A 15546-nucleotide genomic window follows, 5' to 3' on the forward strand; every position below is an offset into this window, starting at 1 on the left:
ACCGGGTGCCCAACCGGCTGGCCTAGCTCGTTCATCCGCACCCGTCGATCCTCGGGCACCGATTGGCTAGCTTGAAGTGCCACTTCCGGGCCGGTACGCAAGGCCACTGGGTAGGTATCCAGGAGGCGCTCGGGAGCTCCGGTGAGTACCGCGGCCAGCTTCCATCCCAGGTTGTAGGCGTCCTGGACGCTGGTGTTGAGTCCTTGGCCGCCGGTCGGCGGATGAACGTGGGCGGCATCGCCGGCAAGAAGACCCGCCCGACCCGGTAGGAATCGGCCAGGCGCGCGCTCATGCTGTAGGCCGAGGCCCACGACACCGATCGGACCACGATGTCCCGGCGGCCGGTCCGCGCGGCCAGCAGTGCCGTGAGCCCGACAGCGGAGAGGTCGACCTCACCGTCCAGCGGAATCGGCGCCTGGATCTGGAACAGGTCGGTCCCGGCCAGGGGACAAACCCCGATCTCGTCCGGTAGCTCGTCCCATCGGTGCCGGACAGCCGCGCGGTCACACCGCCCTCGTCCTGGTCGAACCCGGTCAGTTCATGGCCGTAGCGCGGGGTCCGGCCGAGCTCGGCCAGGCGTTCACGCAGGACGGCCTCCGTCAGGAACTGCGGAACGAGCAGGCCGGCCTGGTAGGGCTGGGCTCACCAGGTGTGGGCTCGGACTGCCCGACCGGTGTGTCGTGGGCGCCGCCCTCGCGGTGGACCCGTCGGAGCCGAGGGTAGGGCCCGCCGGCGGCGGCGAGTCGGTCGAGGACGCCCAGATCCTCGAACACCTCCTGACTGCGCGGCTGGATGTGATCGACGGCAAGGGCCAACCCCGCGGCGCCGGCACCGCAGATCACCACGTCGGTCGTTGAGTTAGGCGGAGCCGGTTCCCGGTGGGTTGTCATGTCAACCCTACGCTAGCTCGCCACCGGATCGGAGGGAAGTCCAGCCGCACCGCTGACCGAGGTTCATCGTCAGGGGTACGGGCGTGCGACCGTTGGCTGGGGTGCGGATCAGTGGCGTTCCTCGAGGCCGACCGCGTCGCGCAGCTTGGTCACGGCCGTCTCGAGATCGCTGTCGTCGACGGCGCGCGAGTCCATCAGCGCGGCGAGCGCCTCGGCGATCACGTTGAGCTTCTCCTGCGAGGCTTCCTCGCCGCGGCGGGCGGCGTTCTCCAGCAGCGCGAGCAGCAGGAGCGTGATGACACTCGACACGGTATGGATCACCGCCTGCCAAGCCTTCAGATCGACCCACAGCGGCATGCTGACCAGCCAGAGGAGAACGAGTGCCAGGCAGGCGTAGAAGAACGGCGGGCGGCTGACCCACAGGCAGGCGGCCTCGACAAAGCGCTCGAAAGGCGAACGCCGATCGTCGGTCCCGCGGTCTTTCGCGGCGGGGCGGTCGCTGTCCTCACGCATGTTCGGCAGCGTATCGGGGAGGCGCCGGCCGGTCACGGCGATCGCGGCCGCACCGGAGCGTCACACGGGGCGGATCGGGCGAGTGGTGCACCGTCGCCGGAGCGGTACGTTCCCGCATCGCACCGGCGCGTAGGCTCCACGCACAGAACACCCCCGCACTGATGCGAACAGTCGAGGGCCGACGGTTGGGGTCGAGATGGCGAAATCTACGGCCGGTGTGTCCGCCGGAGACACCGAGATCGGGCAGCGCGTACGCACCGTGCGCCGCCGCCGGGCGCTGCGCAACCGGTTCGGGGTGGCGTAGTGGTCCGGCAGGATTATGACGAGTACGTGCGGCTGGTCAAGATGTTCCGCATCGCCAACCGCAATGTGACCTCCGGCGACGCGCATCTGAAGATCCTCGCGGACGTCGACGAGGCGGCGGCGGAGTACGTGGACGGCTCGGCCATGGACCCCTCGGCCCACATGGGTCGGGAAACGGTGCTGCTCGAGTGGCTCCGGAAGCGCTGGGCCTGAGCTCCACCACTTACGGTCTCTGGCCTGGGGTCGCGGTGGCCGCGACGCTGAGTCGGACGATCTCCTCGATCAGCTCCTCGCGGCCCAGCGCGATGTGGCCGGCGAGCCAGCTGGTCACCGCGTGGGTGATGCCGGCGACGAGGATCAACGCGGCCAGCTCGGTGCGCGGGTCGTCCCGGCCCAGCCCAAGGACCTCCTCGGCGAGCAGCCGGGTGTAGCTGTGGATGGCCTGTTCGCGCCGGGCCTGGAGCGCGGGGTGGCCGGGGGCCTCGACGTAGAGCCGGGCGACGCGGGGGTCGTCCATGGTGGCGATGAGCAGCTGGATCGTCGCGCGGGCCCGGTCCAGTGGTGCGTCACCCGCTGTCCGTAACGCCGTCCGGATGGCACCGCCCAGGGTGCTGAACATTCCATCCAGCGCCTCGACCAGTACGGCGTCCCGGTCGGTGAAGCTCTCGTAGAAGTAGCGCCTGGTCAGCCCGGCCCGCTCGGCGACCGCCTGCGCGGTCACCGTGCTCACGCCGCCCTCGCCGACCAGGTCGAGGCACGCGGTGACCAGGCGCTGCCGCCGTTCGGTCCGGCGCTCGTCAGCGCTCACGCCGCGGTAAGGCCGTACGACACCCGTCACAGTGCCCAATCTTGACACAGTCATGTACCTACTTCTACCGTGCAATCTTGATACATGAGTGTGTCAACTTTGCCGAGAGGGGTCGACATGGCGTGCTGTCTGGCGGTTGCGCTGGTGATCGCGGTGGTGCGGGCCGCCTGGTTCCGGCTGTTCCCCGCACGCCGCCCCGCCCGGGCCGGCTTCGCCCCGCCGGCCCGTCGGCCGGCCCCCGGTCCGGTCCCCGCGAGTGTGGCTGGGGCCGCCTCGGCCGATTTCGGGGCCGGCGCTGTGGTTGTCGACGGCGCGGTGGCCGTAGTCGGGCCGTCGGGGAGCGCGCCGGGGGAGCGTGTCGGCCGCCCGGCCCCGAACCGGCTGGCCTCGGTTCGGGGCCGGCCCGGGTCCCCGCTGGTCGATGGCGTGCTGGGGGTCGCCGGCTACGCCGCGACGGCTGAGGTTGGCCTCGCTACCGGGCTCGTGCACCTGGCGGCGTCGCGGCAGGAGCGGCTGGTGGTCACGGTCGCGGTGCTTGCCGTCGCGGCGGTGCTGTGGGCGAGTCGACGGAGCCGGGGACGCGGCAACCCGGTCGGCGGCGGCCTTGCCGGTCCGGCCAGCGGCTGGGTCGACCGGACCGGCGGCCGTCTCGGCCCTGCCGTCGGCCCTCCGGCCGAGCGGGAGCGGCGGCGGGGTTCCGGCCTGGTCGTCGCGGGTGTCGGCTGGTCGGTGGCAAGCGTCCTCGACATGCACCTGCTCGGCCCGCTGGCCCTCGGCACCGTGCAGCGGCGGTGCTCCGATGACCTGCATTGCTCCGGGCACCCGACCGCCCCGGGCATGGCCGAGATGCCCGGGATGTCGCCGGTGGACCTGCCCGGGATGTCAGCCGGGATGTCGACCGTGGCCGGGCACGGGTTCGGTCCGGCCGAGCTTGTGCTGCACGGCCCCGGCCTGATGGCCGTCGTCCTCGGCTGCCTGCTGGCCCTCGGTGCCGAGCTGCGCCGCCCCGCCCACAGCCCCCTGTCCCCGCGCCCCCGGCGTGCCACGTGAGGAACGAGATGACCACCGAGATCGCACCCCAGCCCGACCAGGGCCGCACCGTCCGCCATGCGACCGTGTTGCTGCCCCAACCCCGCGGCGTCGTCCCCCCGGTGACCGCGCGTCGGATGCGCCGGGCGCTGTTGGGCTACGCGGCGGCCTGGCTGCTCGGGCTGCTGCCCGCGCTGCTGGGCGCCGGCCCGGCGTTCGTCGCGCTGGGTCTCGGGGTGGTGCTGCCGGGCGGCGGGCTGCTCGCCACCGGCCACCCGCTGTGGGCGCTGGCCGCCGCCGTGGTGTTCGTGCTGTCACTGGCGGTCTGGTGGTTCGCCGCGCCGGTGGTGCTGCCGCCGCTGGTGTGGCTGGCGGCGGCCGTCGTCTCGGCGTGCACAGCCGGTGCGCAGCCCGTCCCGATGTGGCGGGTGGCGGTCGTCGCCGCAATGGCCCCGGTGCTGCTCGTAGCTGCCCACCTGGTGCACCGGGTACGGCACGCGGCCCAGGTCCGCACCGGCCGCGCTCTCAACGCCCGGCTGGCAGGGGTCCAGTTCGCCGTCACCGGCCCGCCCGCGCTGGCCACCGACCTGCCCGTGGCGGAGAGCAGCCCCGAGGACCTGGCCCGGCTGCGGTACGCGCTCGACCTGGCGCTGCAGCCGCTCGAGGAGTTCGACGGCTTCACCCACCTCGACCAGTACCGCGAGGCCGCGCTGCGCTACCAGCTCAACGCCCTGAGCTACGGCGTGGCGATGTCGCAGTTCACCCGTACCCCCGCGTTCACCGGGTACCTCGCCGAGGCCCAGGCCAACGCCATCACCAAGATGCTCCAGCGGCGGGTGTGGGGCTACTGGGCGCGGGAGAACGCCTGGGGCAACCTGTCGCCGCGCCGCGACCCGGTGGCCAACCGGGAGAACATCATGCTCACCGGCTTCCACGGCCTCATGGTGGGCATGTTCGAGACGCTCAACGACGACCGGTTCTCCCGGACCGGTGGGCTCACCTACCGCTGGTCGGACACCGAGGCCTACGCCCACGACTTCGGCGCGCTCGCCGCGTCGATCCACCGCAACATGGCCGGCTCGGACTACACGCTGTTCCCGTGCGAGCCCAACTGGGTCTACAGCATCTGCAACACCTACGGGCTGAACACCCTGGTCAGCCACGACCGGCTGCACGGCACCGGGTACGTCCCGGACATCATCGGCCGGCTGCGCGATGCCTACGAGACCGAGTTCCTGCGGCCCGACGGGCGGATCATCGGCATCCGCGCCGGCCACCTCGGCCTGTCCTGGAACTTCTGGGCCAGCCCGTCCATCCAGCTCAACACGGCGTACTGGCTGCACGCCGGGCTGCCGGAGATCGCGCAGCGCACCTGGTGGCTGCTGCGGGAGAACCAGTTGACCCTGGACGGCGCTCGCCTGGCCCTGCCGTTCTCGAGCAGCAACCGGCTGGACCCCGGTGACTACACGCTGGGGCGCGACACGTTCGGCCTGGTCGCGGTCACCATGGCGGCCCGGGAGATCGGCGACGAGGAGTACGCGGCCGCCGCCCAGGCCACCCTGGACGAACGCGAGCCGGTCGCTTCGGCGGACGGGGCGCACCGGTACGCCGAGGCCTCGGGGCTGGCCAACCTCTACGGCGTGCTCGGCCGCTTCGGCCGGTCCAGCGGCATGCGCGACCTGCTCACCCACGGCGCCCCGGAGGCCTGGCGCACCGGACCCCACCTCGCCGGCGCCGCGTACCCGGACGTGCTCGTCGCCCGCGCGGTCACTGACGGCCGCGCCCTCGACCTCACCCTGCTGCCCGGCGGCGGACCGGTGCGCACCGCGCTCGCGCTGGACCGCCTGACCCCGCACCGCACGTACACCACCAGCGGCGCCCTGGCCGACACCGTCACCGCCGACGCGGACGGGCATGCGCTGGTGGAGGTCGACCTCGGCGGCCGACTGGAGATCCGGGTGCACTGACACGGCGGCGCCGGGCGGGCGACACTGGTGCGGCCACCTGCTCCTCGGCACAAGAAATCGACACAGGAAAATCGACCCAGGGAAATCAGCACCGAGAAAGAGGTCGTTGCGGGATGTCGTCGCGGGCGCACGCTATCGCTCCGGTCGCCGAACGGGTCGAGCGCGACCTGCTGGATCTGTCCTGGATCCCTCCGACGTGCTCACCGCCGCCGAGCACGCCGCGAGATGGCGGCCACAGGGCTATGTCGAGCTCCATGTGGAGCAGGGCCCGCAACTGGAGGAGCGCGACGTACCGATTGGCGTTGTCACTGCCATCGCGGGCATCGAGCGTTTGCTGGCGACATTCATCGGACGACCGGACCACGCCGGGACGATGCCGATGGGCGACCGGCGGGATGCGTTGGTCGCCGCGGCCGAGGCGGTGCTGGCGGTCCGCCGGACCGGGTGCGGTGCACCGGTGCACGGAGTGGCCACAACGTCGCGGTTGGTATCGGAGCCCGGCTCGCCGAACGTGGTGCCGGGCACGGTGCGGATGCACGCCGAGATGCGCAGCGTCGATACCGGATGGCTGTCCACCGCCCAGCGCCGGCTCACCGAGGAGATCCGGGAGAAGGCGGCGACCTTCGACGTCGATGTCGAGGTCACGTGGTCGCGCGACAACGAGTGTCGACTCGCCGACGCCTCAATACAGGGGGTTCTCTCCGCCGCGGCGGACTCGCTCGGCATCGACTGGGCACCGCTGCCCAGCGGTGCGACCCACGATGCGGTTCACCTGTCGCGGCTCTGCCCGATGGGAATGATCTTCATTCCGTCGCGAGCGGGTCGCAGCCACTGTCCCGAGGAGTGGTCCGAGCTGGGCCACGTCGTCACCGGGATCCAGGTACTCGCGGCGACGCTGATCGAGCTCGACCGCGCTGGCGCCCGCGGCAATAGAGTGTGAGCCACATCACATTATTACGGCGAGTGTTCGGCCCCCTGCCGTTATCGGGCTGTGACCTGCCGGTTTGCCGGGTGAGCTGATCACGGTCCCCACGACGGGTGGATCGGGGTCGTGGCGCCCGGTAACGCGTGGACCGACGTCCCCGAAGAGTGATGCAAGGGCTCCCCAGCTCCCCAGCTCCCCGAGCTCCCCAGGAGTAGAACGTGCACTCATCGCTGAATTCGTCACGGATCTTCACCGCCGGTCACGCCGTGGTCGGGACCGGCAACCGGCTGACAGCCCTGGTCGACGCTGAGGTCGACGCCCCGGGGGTCCCGCTGGCCCGCGCGTCGGCGTAGGCATGTCGCTGCCGGTCTATTACTACGTGCTGGGCACCCCGCTGGGTCTGCTCGGCCTGATCCGGTGGGGATGCTGGCTGGTCCGCCGCATCCCCGCCGCGCTCTACCGGCCGATCACCGGTTCCTTCCACCTCCCGATGACGATCGTCGTCCCGGTTTATCAGGAGGACCCGGAGGTCTTCACCGCCGCCATCGAGTCCTGGCTGGCCAACGGGGTCGAGGAGGTCATCCTCGTCATCGACGTGTCCGACGACGTCTGCCGCGAGGTGGCCAGCCGTTACCCGGTGCGGGTGCTCGTCACCGACGTACCCGGCAAGCGCGACGCGCTCCGTCGAGGGTGGACCGCCGCGCGCACCGAACTGGTGGCCCTGGTCGACTCCGACACCGTCTGGGCCCCGAACGTCGCGGCCGAGGTGTGCAAGCCGTTCGCCGACCCGCGGATCGGTGGCGTCGGCACCCGGCAGAACGTCTACGGGTCGAAGGGCTTCCTGGCCCGGATCACCGACATGTTCCTCGACCACCGGTACTTCGACGAGAACGCCAGCCAGAGCCTGCTCGGTCGGGCCGTGTCGTGCCTGTCCGGGCGCACGGCGATCTACCGGCGCGCGCTGCTGCTGGACATCGAGCACGAGTTCATGAACGAGACGTTCTGGGGCGTGCCCTGCCTGTCCGGCGACGACAAGCGCCTGACGACGTTGATCCTCGAGCGCGGCCACCTGACCTACATGCAGCGCACGGCCGAGGTCTGGTCGACGTTCCCCAGCAAGTGGAAGATCTTCTTTCGGCAGCGGTTGCGGTGGGCGCGCAACACCTGGCGCTCGGACCTGCGCGCGCTGTCCCGGCCGTGGGTATGGCGCCACCCGTTCCTGGCATACACGATGGTCGACAAGGGGATCAGCGGCTTCACGCTGCTGTTCGGGCCAGCGTTCATGATCTACTCGTTGATCGTCCACAATTGGGTCTTCGCGGGCGTGCTCGCGCTGTGGTGGCAGGTCAGCCGGTCGGCGAAGTTGCTGCCGCACCTGTGTCGGCGCCCGTCGTCGTTCTTCCTCGTGCCCGGCTACCTGGTGGTGTCGTGGCTTATGGCACTGATCAAGCTGCAGGCGCTGTTCACGATCCGCAAGCAGCGCTGGCTCACCCGGGCCGTGGCGGTCCAGGACGGCGCGGTCGTGCGGACCGGGCCGCCCGCCGAACCGGCGGAGGAACTGGCGGGCCAGACGGCCGGGTCGCGGTCCGCCGGGTCAGAGATGGTGCCGGTCGGCCTGCCCGCGCAGCGCACCTCCCGGACTCCATGGCCGCCCCTGCCCGCCGCGCAGCCCCGGCCGCCCGCGCCGGGCCCACCGCGCCACGAGCTGTCCGAGCCGGTGCGGCCCCGACCCGGGCAGGCTGTTCGGCCCCCGACGGGTGGTCACGGCCGGTCGATGCCGCCGCCGGTTTCGGAAGAGCACGAGGTCGGTCGGTCCGGTGCAGGTGAGTCCGTACCGGGGCTGCGGCCGGTGGCTCCCCGGCAGCGCACCGGTCCGCCGCCGCGGCCACACCCAGCCCCTCGGCCGGACCCAGCCGAACCGCCACCGGATGGGCCGAGTGCGGGGGAAACGGCAGCGGCACCGCGTCCACGAGCGGCACACCGGCGGGAGATCCGGGCATGAGGCGCCGCCGATCGGTCCACCGGCTCGTCAGGGTCGTTGCGCTGGCGATCGGGCTCGTGGTCCTCACGCCCTCGGGGATGGCAGTCGCGGCCCAACCGCGACCGGTCGCGGTCCAACTGCCGAGGGCGCCGACCCAGGGGGCGGACCCCTCACCCTCACCACCAGGCGGCTCAGGTTCGGATACCGGTTCAGGCTCGGGGTCCGGATCGGGCACGGGGTCCGGTTCGGGATCGGGTTCCGACTCGGGCACAGGTTCGGGAACCGATCCACAACCCCAACCCTCGCCGGAGCCACAACCCCAGCCCGAGCCTCAGCCGCAACCCCAACAACCGGTCACCGCGACACCACCGGCGCCACCGCCGGACCCGGCGGCCGAGGCTGCCGCGGCGGCGGCCGAGGCGGCGGCGGCGGCGGAGGCCGCGGCCGAAGCGGAGCGGGCCGCGGCGGAACTCGCCCGCGAACGGGCGGCCGCCGCGGCGGAGGCGGCGGCCGACCTGGCCGCGGCCCAGCGGCGTACCACCGAGGCGTGGCAGGGCAGAGGACGTCCGCAACGGATGGTCGTCGTCCGGGACCTCAGCGTCGAGGTGGTGAGCGGCGGCCGGCTGACCGCGCAGGTACCGAGGTCGCCCGGGCCGATGACGCTGTCGGCACTGGACCGGCTGGTGCCCAACGGCTGGGTGACCGTGACCGACGGCACCGCCCGGCTCGCGGCCGTGGTCACCCTGACCCCGGGTACCACCCTCGACATCGGCGGGGTGCGAACCCTGCGCCTGGCCGGCGGGGCGAACCCGGCCGAGGCGGCGTCGATCTACACCGGGAGCGGCCGGATCACCGGGCGCGGCGTCACGGTCACCTCGGTGGACCCGGCGACGGACCAGCCGATGGCCCCGGGTGCCGGCCGGCCGTTCATCGTGGTCGCCGGCGGTGGCCGCCTCGACGCGACCGATTCCACGTTCAGCGATCTCGGCACCCCCGTGACCGATCCCGACAACCGAGGCGGCGTGCAGTTCAACCCGGGCAGCGGCGGCTCGCTGGAGCGCACCTCGTTCCTGCGCAACACCGTCGGCCTGCGGCTGGCGGCATCCCGGGGCATGCGCCTCGACGGCGTCACGGTCAGCGACTCGGTGTCCGACGGGTTGGTACTGGAGGGCGACCTCGGCACGACGCTGCACGGAATCCTCGCCGAGCGCAACGGCGGCAACGGCGTGTTGGTCAAGGGGGACACCTCGGACCGCCCGATCACGGGCATCACCACGGCGGGCAACGGTGCGTACGGGCTCGCGGTCATCGGGCAGACCGCGCCGCGGATCACCGGGGTCGTCACCGCCGGGGACAAGACCGGCGGCCTGCGGCTGAACCGCTCCCGCCAGGTGCTCGTCGCCGACTTCACCGCGACCGACCAGCCGATCGCGGTGTTCACCCACGTCGGCAGTACCGGTCTGGAGTTCGACCGGCTGCGCATCACCGGCGGCCGGCGCGGCGTGGTCATCGAGAAGACGACGACCGGAGTCGAGCTGAAGGACACCTTGATCAACCACGCCTCCTCGGTCGGAATCTCGATCGGCGGGCACAACGTCAGGCTCGACAAGGTCTCGGTGGCCGGCTCCGGGACCGGGGTGCGGATCGAGCGCGGCGCGGGTGGGATCACCGCGAGCGGGCTGACCCTGGCCGGTGGGGACAACGGGTTCGTGGCCAACCCGGGCAGCGCGGGGGTCGTGCTGCGCGATTTCGTGACCAATGGCATCGGCACCGACGCGGTGCGGACCTACAGCCCGGGCGCGCAGATCACCGGCGGCCGGATCACCGGCGCGGACACCGGGATCGTCAGCGGGGCGGCCACCACCATCGCCGACACGGCGATCACCCAGGTCGGCGTGGGGCTCAGCGCGCGCGCCGGCGCCGCGGCGGTGGCAGACCGGGTCGACATCGCGGCCCTCACCGTCGGGATCGACGCCGCGCCCGGGATACCCGTGCAGCTGCGTGACTCCAAGGTGCACGCGCTGCAGGCCTTGCGTGGCGAGGTGGCGCTGCTCGGCTTCAACGACCTGAGCCTGCCGCCGCTCAACCTCCTCGGCGCGATCGGCGTGCCGCTGGTCATCCTGGCGGTGCTCCTGGAGCTGGTCCACTCACTGCGTCAGCGCCGGTACGGCCGCGGCGGCGGCCGCTGGCTCCCACCAGTCCTCGCCGGAGCAGGTGCCTGATGTGCGTTCCGTCCGCCCGCCTCGCCGCCCGGGCAGTCCTGGCGGTGCTCGCCTGCTGCCTGCTGGCGGGCGGGTGCTCGAAAGCGGAGCCGCCGTTCGTGCCCCGCGCGGTCGCGGCGGCCACCCCGACGGACCCGGCCCGGCCCTGCACCCGTGAGGCACAACCGGGCGGGCAGACCGCCGCCCCGAGGGCACCGTCCGGGGTTCGCGCGGGCTTCGCCGCCGGGGTGATCACGGTCAGCGCGGGCCAGGGCGTGACCCTGCGGACGTTGAGCCGCGCCGTCGGCAACCCGGCCGCACTGCGCGAGGTCGGCCCGGGGGAATGGCTGCTCGGTGCCGACCTGGTCATCGCCAAGGGAGCGTCCGTCCGGATCGCCGCGCCCGAGGCGCGCTGGCTCAAGCTGCGCAGCGAGGCGGGCCGGTTCGTCTCGGTCAAGGTGTTCGGCGGGTTGGACATCCGGGGCAGCTGCGTGACCTCGTGGGACACCGCCGAGGGCCGGGCCGACACCGGGCTCACCGACGGCCGCGGCTACCTGTTGGCCCGGGACGGCGGGCAGCTGACCATCGACAGCGCGGAGCTGCACTACCTCGGCTACAGCGCTGTCGAGTCCTACGGGCTGGCCTGGCGCACCGCGGGCACCGGCGGGTCGATCACCCACAGTCTCGTGTCGGACCTGTACTACGGGCTCTACACCTATCAGGTCGACGGCCTCGTGGTGCAGGACAACGAGTTCCACCACAACGTGGTGTACGGCATCGACCCGCACACCGGCTCACGCAACCTGCGCATCGAGCGCAACGTCGTGCACGACAACGGCAAGCACGGCATCGTCCTCGCCGAGGAGTGCGTCGACAACGTCGTCAGCGACAACGTCGTCTACCGCAACGGGCACCACGGGATCGTGCTCTACCAGCGTTCGGACCGGAACACGGTGGAGAACAACGACTCGTTCCTCAACGCGGCGCAGGGGATCAACGTCAACGAGTCCTCGGACAACGTGGTGCGGGGCAACCGGGTCTACCAGAACACCGAGTCGGGGATCGGAGTCGGCCAGACCGCGCAGGGCAACGTGCTCGAACGCAATGAGGTCCGGGCCAACCAGCAGGACGGCGTGCGGCTGGTCAGCGAGGCCACCCAGAACGCGGTCCGAGGGAACGTAATCGGGGACAACGCTCGGTACGGGATCTACGTCGACGGCGACGGCGGGTTCGACGTGGCCGCCAACACGATCTTCGGCAGTCGGGTCGGGGTGCTGCTCAAGGGCACCGACAAGCAGCCGCGCGGCGACAACGAGATGCGCCACAACCGCGACGCGGACGTCAAGGTGCAGTGACGGCCGCTGTGTTCGGCGGTGATCACCGTGGCCGCCAGGAGATCCAATCATCGGTCTGGGGCGCCCGGGAGGTGAAGGTGAACGAGGAGAAGGTGCCGCGGTAGGCGGTGGGTGATCGGTGGTAGGCCTGCGCCGAGGTCGGGTCCGGTGTCCAGCTGATGGGGCTCGCGCCGTCGGGGTCACGCACGGCGTGGGGGTCGTGGTGGGCCAGCCAGTCGCGCGCGCGGGAGATGAACTCCGCCGCGTCGACGCGGGATGCGGGCTCGGCCGTGGTGTATCCGAGCACGCCGAGGACCACGGCCGCATCGGTCCCGCGTACCAGTGCGCGGTGGCGGCGCGTGGTGGAGCGGACTTCGAGTCGATCCGCGTTCTTCGGGACGTGCTCGCCGACGAGCCGGGCGGGATAAGGGCTCACGGTGACCTCCAGGGAGGGTCCCAACCAGAAGGCTCCGGTTGAGGGGTCGGGGGATCCCCACCGCGTTGGGCGACGGTCATCGTGGGGCTGGGGTCCCTGATGATGCGGCGCCGGGTCGAATGGGTTGACACCGACGTTAGCGTTACCTTTCCGTGATACCCAAGGGACGCGGCGACGGATTTCTAAACCGCACGACCGGGTGATGTCCGCCACCAGGTCTCACCCCGGCGCACCCCGCAACAGTGGCGCGGGGGCGTCTGGGCACAGCGCGAGTACCTCGGTGAAGCCGTCGAGCAGGCAGCGTTCGAACAGCTCCGGCTCGGTGAAGGAGGCGGTGTCGAGGTTGGCCGCCACACAGGCTGTCTTGCCGTGGCTGAGCAGTGTGATCATGGCGGCGCACCCCGGCAGGGGCCCGTAGAGGTACATCCGTTCGATCTTGGCGCCGGCCAGGTAGGCGTCGCGGCTGATCCCGGGGATGTTGCTGGCTTGCAGGTCGTTCGCCTTGGTCAGTGGGCCGGCGATCCGGGCGGTCAGCGAGCCGGGCAGTCGGGCCATGAGTGGCGATATGACCCCAACCGCGTCGAGGGCTGGTTCGCCGCGGGCGGCGAGAACCAGCGCACGGACCTGCTCGATGCGGGCCCGGGGATCCGCGGTGGAGACCGGTGCGGCGAACCGCGCGGCGGTGATGCGGTTGCCGCCCTGGGGTTCACCGGGTTTGCGCAGCGAGATGGGGATCGTCATCGGGATGCTGTCGATCGGGCTGCCCATGGCGGCGTGGTAGCGGCGGTACGCCCCGAGCAGCGCGGCCAGGAAGGCGTCGTTGACCGATCCGCCCGCGGTCTTGCCGGCCGCCCGCAGGTCCGCGAACGGCACGTCGAGCGCGGTGAACCGCCAGGACAGGCTGCGCTTGGCCAGCAGTGGCGAGCCGGCGGCGGACGGCGGGGTGAGCACGCGGTAGAGCGACCGGCTGTAGCTCGCCGCAAAGCGGAGAGCCCCCACCGGGTCGGTCAGCGAGCTCACCGCGATGGAGCCCGCGTCCCGCACCAGACCGGGGACCGCCCGCACATCGCGGCGTGCCTGTCCGACCAGCGCACCGAGCGGGCTGGTCGGTTTCTCGTCGGTCCGGCGGGGCTGCGACTTCGCCGGGTGCGGGCCACGGGTAGGGGGATGGAGCTGCTCGAGCAACTGGATCGCGCTGAGCCCGTCGGTGGCGGAGTGGTGCACCTTCAGCAGGTAGGCGGCCCGCCCTCCGGGCAGCCCTTCGTACAGCAGCGCCTCCCACGGGGGCCGGGTGCGATCGAACGGGGTCATTGCGACCTGCGCGGCCGCCAGCAGCAAATCCGGCCACCCAGCGCCCTCGGGCAACCTTGCCCGGCGGACATGAAACCGCAGGTCGAACCCCGGATCGACGGTCCAGCGCGGTGCACCGAGCGCCAACGGCGCCTCGACCACCCGCTGCCGGAAGCGGGGCGCCATGCGCACTCCCCACTCGTGCGCGGCCAGGAACCGCTCCCACTCCGGGACCGAGTCCAGCTCCTCGAGCACGAGCCCCGTGGAGCGCAGCGTCCGGTCCACCTCGACCCGCCACATGACGGCCTCGGCGGCGTTCATCTCGTCGCTGACACCCCAGCCCAGCGGAGAATCCACGTCGCTCCGAGCGGAATCGCCACGCTCGCCCCAGCTTGCCACTCCGACAACCGTAAGGAGGGCACGGCAGCCCGGACACCGCCGGAGGTAGCTAGTTGCCCGATCGGCTCCGGCAGCTGAGCGTCCCCGGCCCCGTCGTCGGGTGGTGCTCGGCAAGCCCGTTGGCGTCGATGCTGCAATGATCGGGAGTCATGGTCGAGTCGTACGACGTGGTGATCGTGGGCGCCGGTTTCGCCGGCTTGACGGCTGCTCGGGAGCTCAGCAGGCGCGGTTACTCGGTGCTGCAGCTGGAGGCACGGGACCGGATCGGCGGGCGTACCTGGACCGACGACCGGTTCGGCCGGGAGCTGGAGATGGGCGGCACATGGGTGCACTGGCTGCAGCCGCACACCTGGAGCGAGATCACCCGCTACGACCTGGACATCGTCGCCAGCCCGACCGCGCGGGAGGTGCTCTGGATCGCCGGCGGGCGGGTCCGCGCGGAGTCGCCGGAGGACTTCCACGCCCGAATCGCGCCCGGGCACGACGGGCTGCTCGGGGACACCCTGAAGTGGTTCCCGCGCCCGTACGAGCCGCTGGCCAACCCCGACCTGGCCGAGATCGACGGTTTGTCCATCGTGGACCGGTTCGACCAGCTCGACCTCTCCGCCGAGGACCGCGAGCTGCAGGTCGGCATGTGGTCCGAGCACTTCAACGCACCGCCCGAGCTGTGTGCGTTCACCCAGGCGCTGCGGTGGTGCGCGGCGGCGTCCGGCAACCGGCAGCTGATGGACGAGGCCACCGCGACCTACCGGATCGCAACCGGCACCCGGTCACTGGCCGAGGGAATCGCCGCCGACTCGTCGGCCGACCTCCGACTCGGCCAGGTGGTCCGGCGGATCGAGCAATCCGCCGGCGCGGCGGTCGTGCGGACGGCCGATGGCATCGGCTACGCGGCTCGCAGCGTGATCGTCACCCTGCCGCTGAACGCGCTGGCCGGCATCGAGTTCACCCCCGAGCTGCCGCCGCTGGTCGGTGCCGCGGTCACCGAGCGGATGGCCAGCCGAGGCCTGAAGACGTGGATCAAGGTCCGCGGCGAGGTCGAGCCGTTCACCGCGTACGCGCCGCCGGGCAACGGGCTGACCTGGCTGCGGCCGGAGTTCCCGGCGACCGAGGGCACGGGCGGCGACACCGTCTTCGTCGCCTTCGGGCCGGACTCCGGCGCACTCGACCCCAATGACCTGGCCGGCGTGACGAAAGCGGTGCACAGCTGGCGGGACGACCTGGAGGTGCTGGAGGTGACCGGCCACGACTGGGTCGCCGACGAGTTCTCCCGGGAGACCTGGCCGATGCTGCAGCCCGGCCAGTTGACCCGCTCGCTGGCCGCTTTGCAGGCCGGTCACGGCCTGGTCCGGTTGGCCGGCTCGGACTACGCGAACGGCTGGGCCGGCTTCATCGACGGCGCCATCGAAAGTGGTCTGCGCACCGCCGCGGCCGTGCACCGGACCTTCCGGTCGAACCGCCACCCCTGAC

At 71.8% G+C, this 15546-nt stretch carries 15 protein-coding genes and 1 pseudogene; 10 read left to right on the plus strand and 6 right to left on the minus strand.

Going from position 1 to position 15546, the window contains the following annotated elements:
• Positions 1-170: 170 nt before the first annotated feature.
• Both ACTXG6_RS17330 and ACTXG6_RS17335 read right to left on the minus strand, forming a co-directional pair.
• Positions 171-311 (minus strand): annotated as a pseudogene (locus ACTXG6_RS17330) (FAD-dependent monooxygenase); the annotation flags it as partial.
• Positions 289-621 carry an FAD-dependent monooxygenase gene (locus tag ACTXG6_RS17335; protein WP_445190033.1) on the minus strand — a complete coding sequence of 111 codons (333 nt, stop codon included), beginning with the start codon at positions 619-621 and terminating at the stop codon, positions 289-291. The pseudogene ACTXG6_RS17330 and the gene ACTXG6_RS17335, both read right to left, overlap by 23 nt.
• Positions 622-680: 59 nt before the next feature.
• On the opposite strand from ACTXG6_RS17335, the gene ACTXG6_RS17340 reads away from it, so the two are divergent.
• Positions 681-857 (plus strand): hypothetical protein, encoded by a 177-nt coding sequence (locus ACTXG6_RS17340; protein ID WP_445188841.1) that lies wholly within the window; start codon positions 681-683, stop codon positions 855-857.
• Between the two features lie 141 nt (positions 858-998).
• Here the strand turns inward: ACTXG6_RS17340 and ACTXG6_RS17345 are convergent, their stop codons facing one another.
• A complete protein-coding gene (locus ACTXG6_RS17345) occupies positions 999-1403 on the minus strand; it encodes a low affinity iron permease family protein (RefSeq protein ID WP_445188842.1) in 405 nt (134 codons plus the stop codon).
• Between the two features lie 303 nt (positions 1404-1706).
• Here ACTXG6_RS17345 and ACTXG6_RS17350 point away from each other — a divergent pair, with 303 nt between their 5' ends.
• Positions 1707-1919, plus strand: a complete 213-nt coding sequence (locus ACTXG6_RS17350) for a hypothetical protein (RefSeq protein ID WP_445188843.1) — start codon at positions 1707-1709, stop codon at positions 1917-1919.
• Between the two features lie 10 nt (positions 1920-1929).
• Here ACTXG6_RS17350 and ACTXG6_RS17355 read toward each other — a convergent pair whose 3' ends face one another.
• Positions 1930-2514 (minus strand): TetR/AcrR family transcriptional regulator, encoded by a 585-nt coding sequence (locus ACTXG6_RS17355; RefSeq protein WP_445188844.1) that lies wholly within the window; start codon positions 2512-2514, stop codon positions 1930-1932.
• A gap of 117 nt (positions 2515-2631) precedes the next feature.
• Here ACTXG6_RS17355 and ACTXG6_RS17360 point away from each other — a divergent pair, with 117 nt between their 5' ends.
• The 7 genes from ACTXG6_RS17360 (at position 2632) to ACTXG6_RS17390 (ending at position 11972) form a co-directional block, all read left to right on the plus strand.
• The gene (locus ACTXG6_RS17360; protein ID WP_445188845.1) at positions 2632-3564 is read left to right on the plus strand and encodes a hypothetical protein; all 933 of its coding nucleotides are present in this window, start codon (positions 2632-2634) and stop codon (positions 3562-3564) included.
• Positions 3565-3572: 8 nt separating this feature from the next.
• Positions 3573-5510, plus strand: coding sequence for a linalool dehydratase/isomerase domain-containing protein (locus ACTXG6_RS17365; RefSeq protein ID WP_445188846.1), 1938 nt, complete (start codon positions 3573-3575; stop codon positions 5508-5510).
• A gap of 196 nt (positions 5511-5706) precedes the next feature.
• Positions 5707-6450 carry a M20/M25/M40 family metallo-hydrolase gene (locus ACTXG6_RS17370; protein ID WP_445188847.1) on the plus strand — a complete coding sequence of 248 codons (744 nt, stop codon included), beginning with the start codon at positions 5707-5709 and terminating at the stop codon, positions 6448-6450.
• 203 nt (positions 6451-6653) lie between these two features.
• The gene (locus ACTXG6_RS17375; protein ID WP_445188848.1) at positions 6654-6788 is read left to right on the plus strand and encodes a hypothetical protein; all 135 of its coding nucleotides are present in this window, start codon (positions 6654-6656) and stop codon (positions 6786-6788) included.
• 2 nt (positions 6789-6790) lie between these two features.
• Positions 6791-8437 carry a glycosyltransferase gene (locus ACTXG6_RS17380; protein WP_445188849.1) on the plus strand — a complete coding sequence of 549 codons (1647 nt, stop codon included), beginning with the start codon at positions 6791-6793 and terminating at the stop codon, positions 8435-8437.
• A 554-nt stretch (positions 8438-8991) separates the two neighbouring features.
• Positions 8992-10638 (plus strand): right-handed parallel beta-helix repeat-containing protein, encoded by a 1647-nt coding sequence (locus ACTXG6_RS17385; RefSeq protein ID WP_445188850.1) that lies wholly within the window; start codon positions 8992-8994, stop codon positions 10636-10638.
• Positions 10638-11972 carry a right-handed parallel beta-helix repeat-containing protein gene (locus ACTXG6_RS17390; protein WP_445188851.1) on the plus strand — a complete coding sequence of 445 codons (1335 nt, stop codon included), beginning with the start codon at positions 10638-10640 and terminating at the stop codon, positions 11970-11972. Before ACTXG6_RS17385 ends, ACTXG6_RS17390 begins: the two co-directional genes overlap by 1 nt.
• A 22-nt stretch (positions 11973-11994) precedes the next feature.
• Here ACTXG6_RS17390 and ACTXG6_RS17395 read toward each other — a convergent pair whose 3' ends face one another.
• Positions 11995-12387, minus strand: coding sequence for a hypothetical protein (locus ACTXG6_RS17395; protein WP_445188852.1), 393 nt, complete (start codon positions 12385-12387; stop codon positions 11995-11997).
• 219 nt (positions 12388-12606) lie between these two features.
• Complete coding sequence (locus ACTXG6_RS17400; RefSeq protein ID WP_445188853.1) at positions 12607-14034, minus strand: wax ester/triacylglycerol synthase domain-containing protein; 1428 nt, start codon at positions 14032-14034, stop codon at positions 12607-12609.
• Between the two features lie 191 nt (positions 14035-14225).
• Between ACTXG6_RS17400 and ACTXG6_RS17405 the strand changes: the two genes are divergently transcribed.
• A complete protein-coding gene (locus tag ACTXG6_RS17405) occupies positions 14226-15545 on the plus strand; it encodes a flavin monoamine oxidase family protein (RefSeq protein ID WP_445188854.1) in 1320 nt (439 codons plus the stop codon).
• Position 15546 lies beyond the last annotated feature (1 nt).

Source organism: Pseudonocardia sp. Cha107L01, assembly GCF_052566575.1.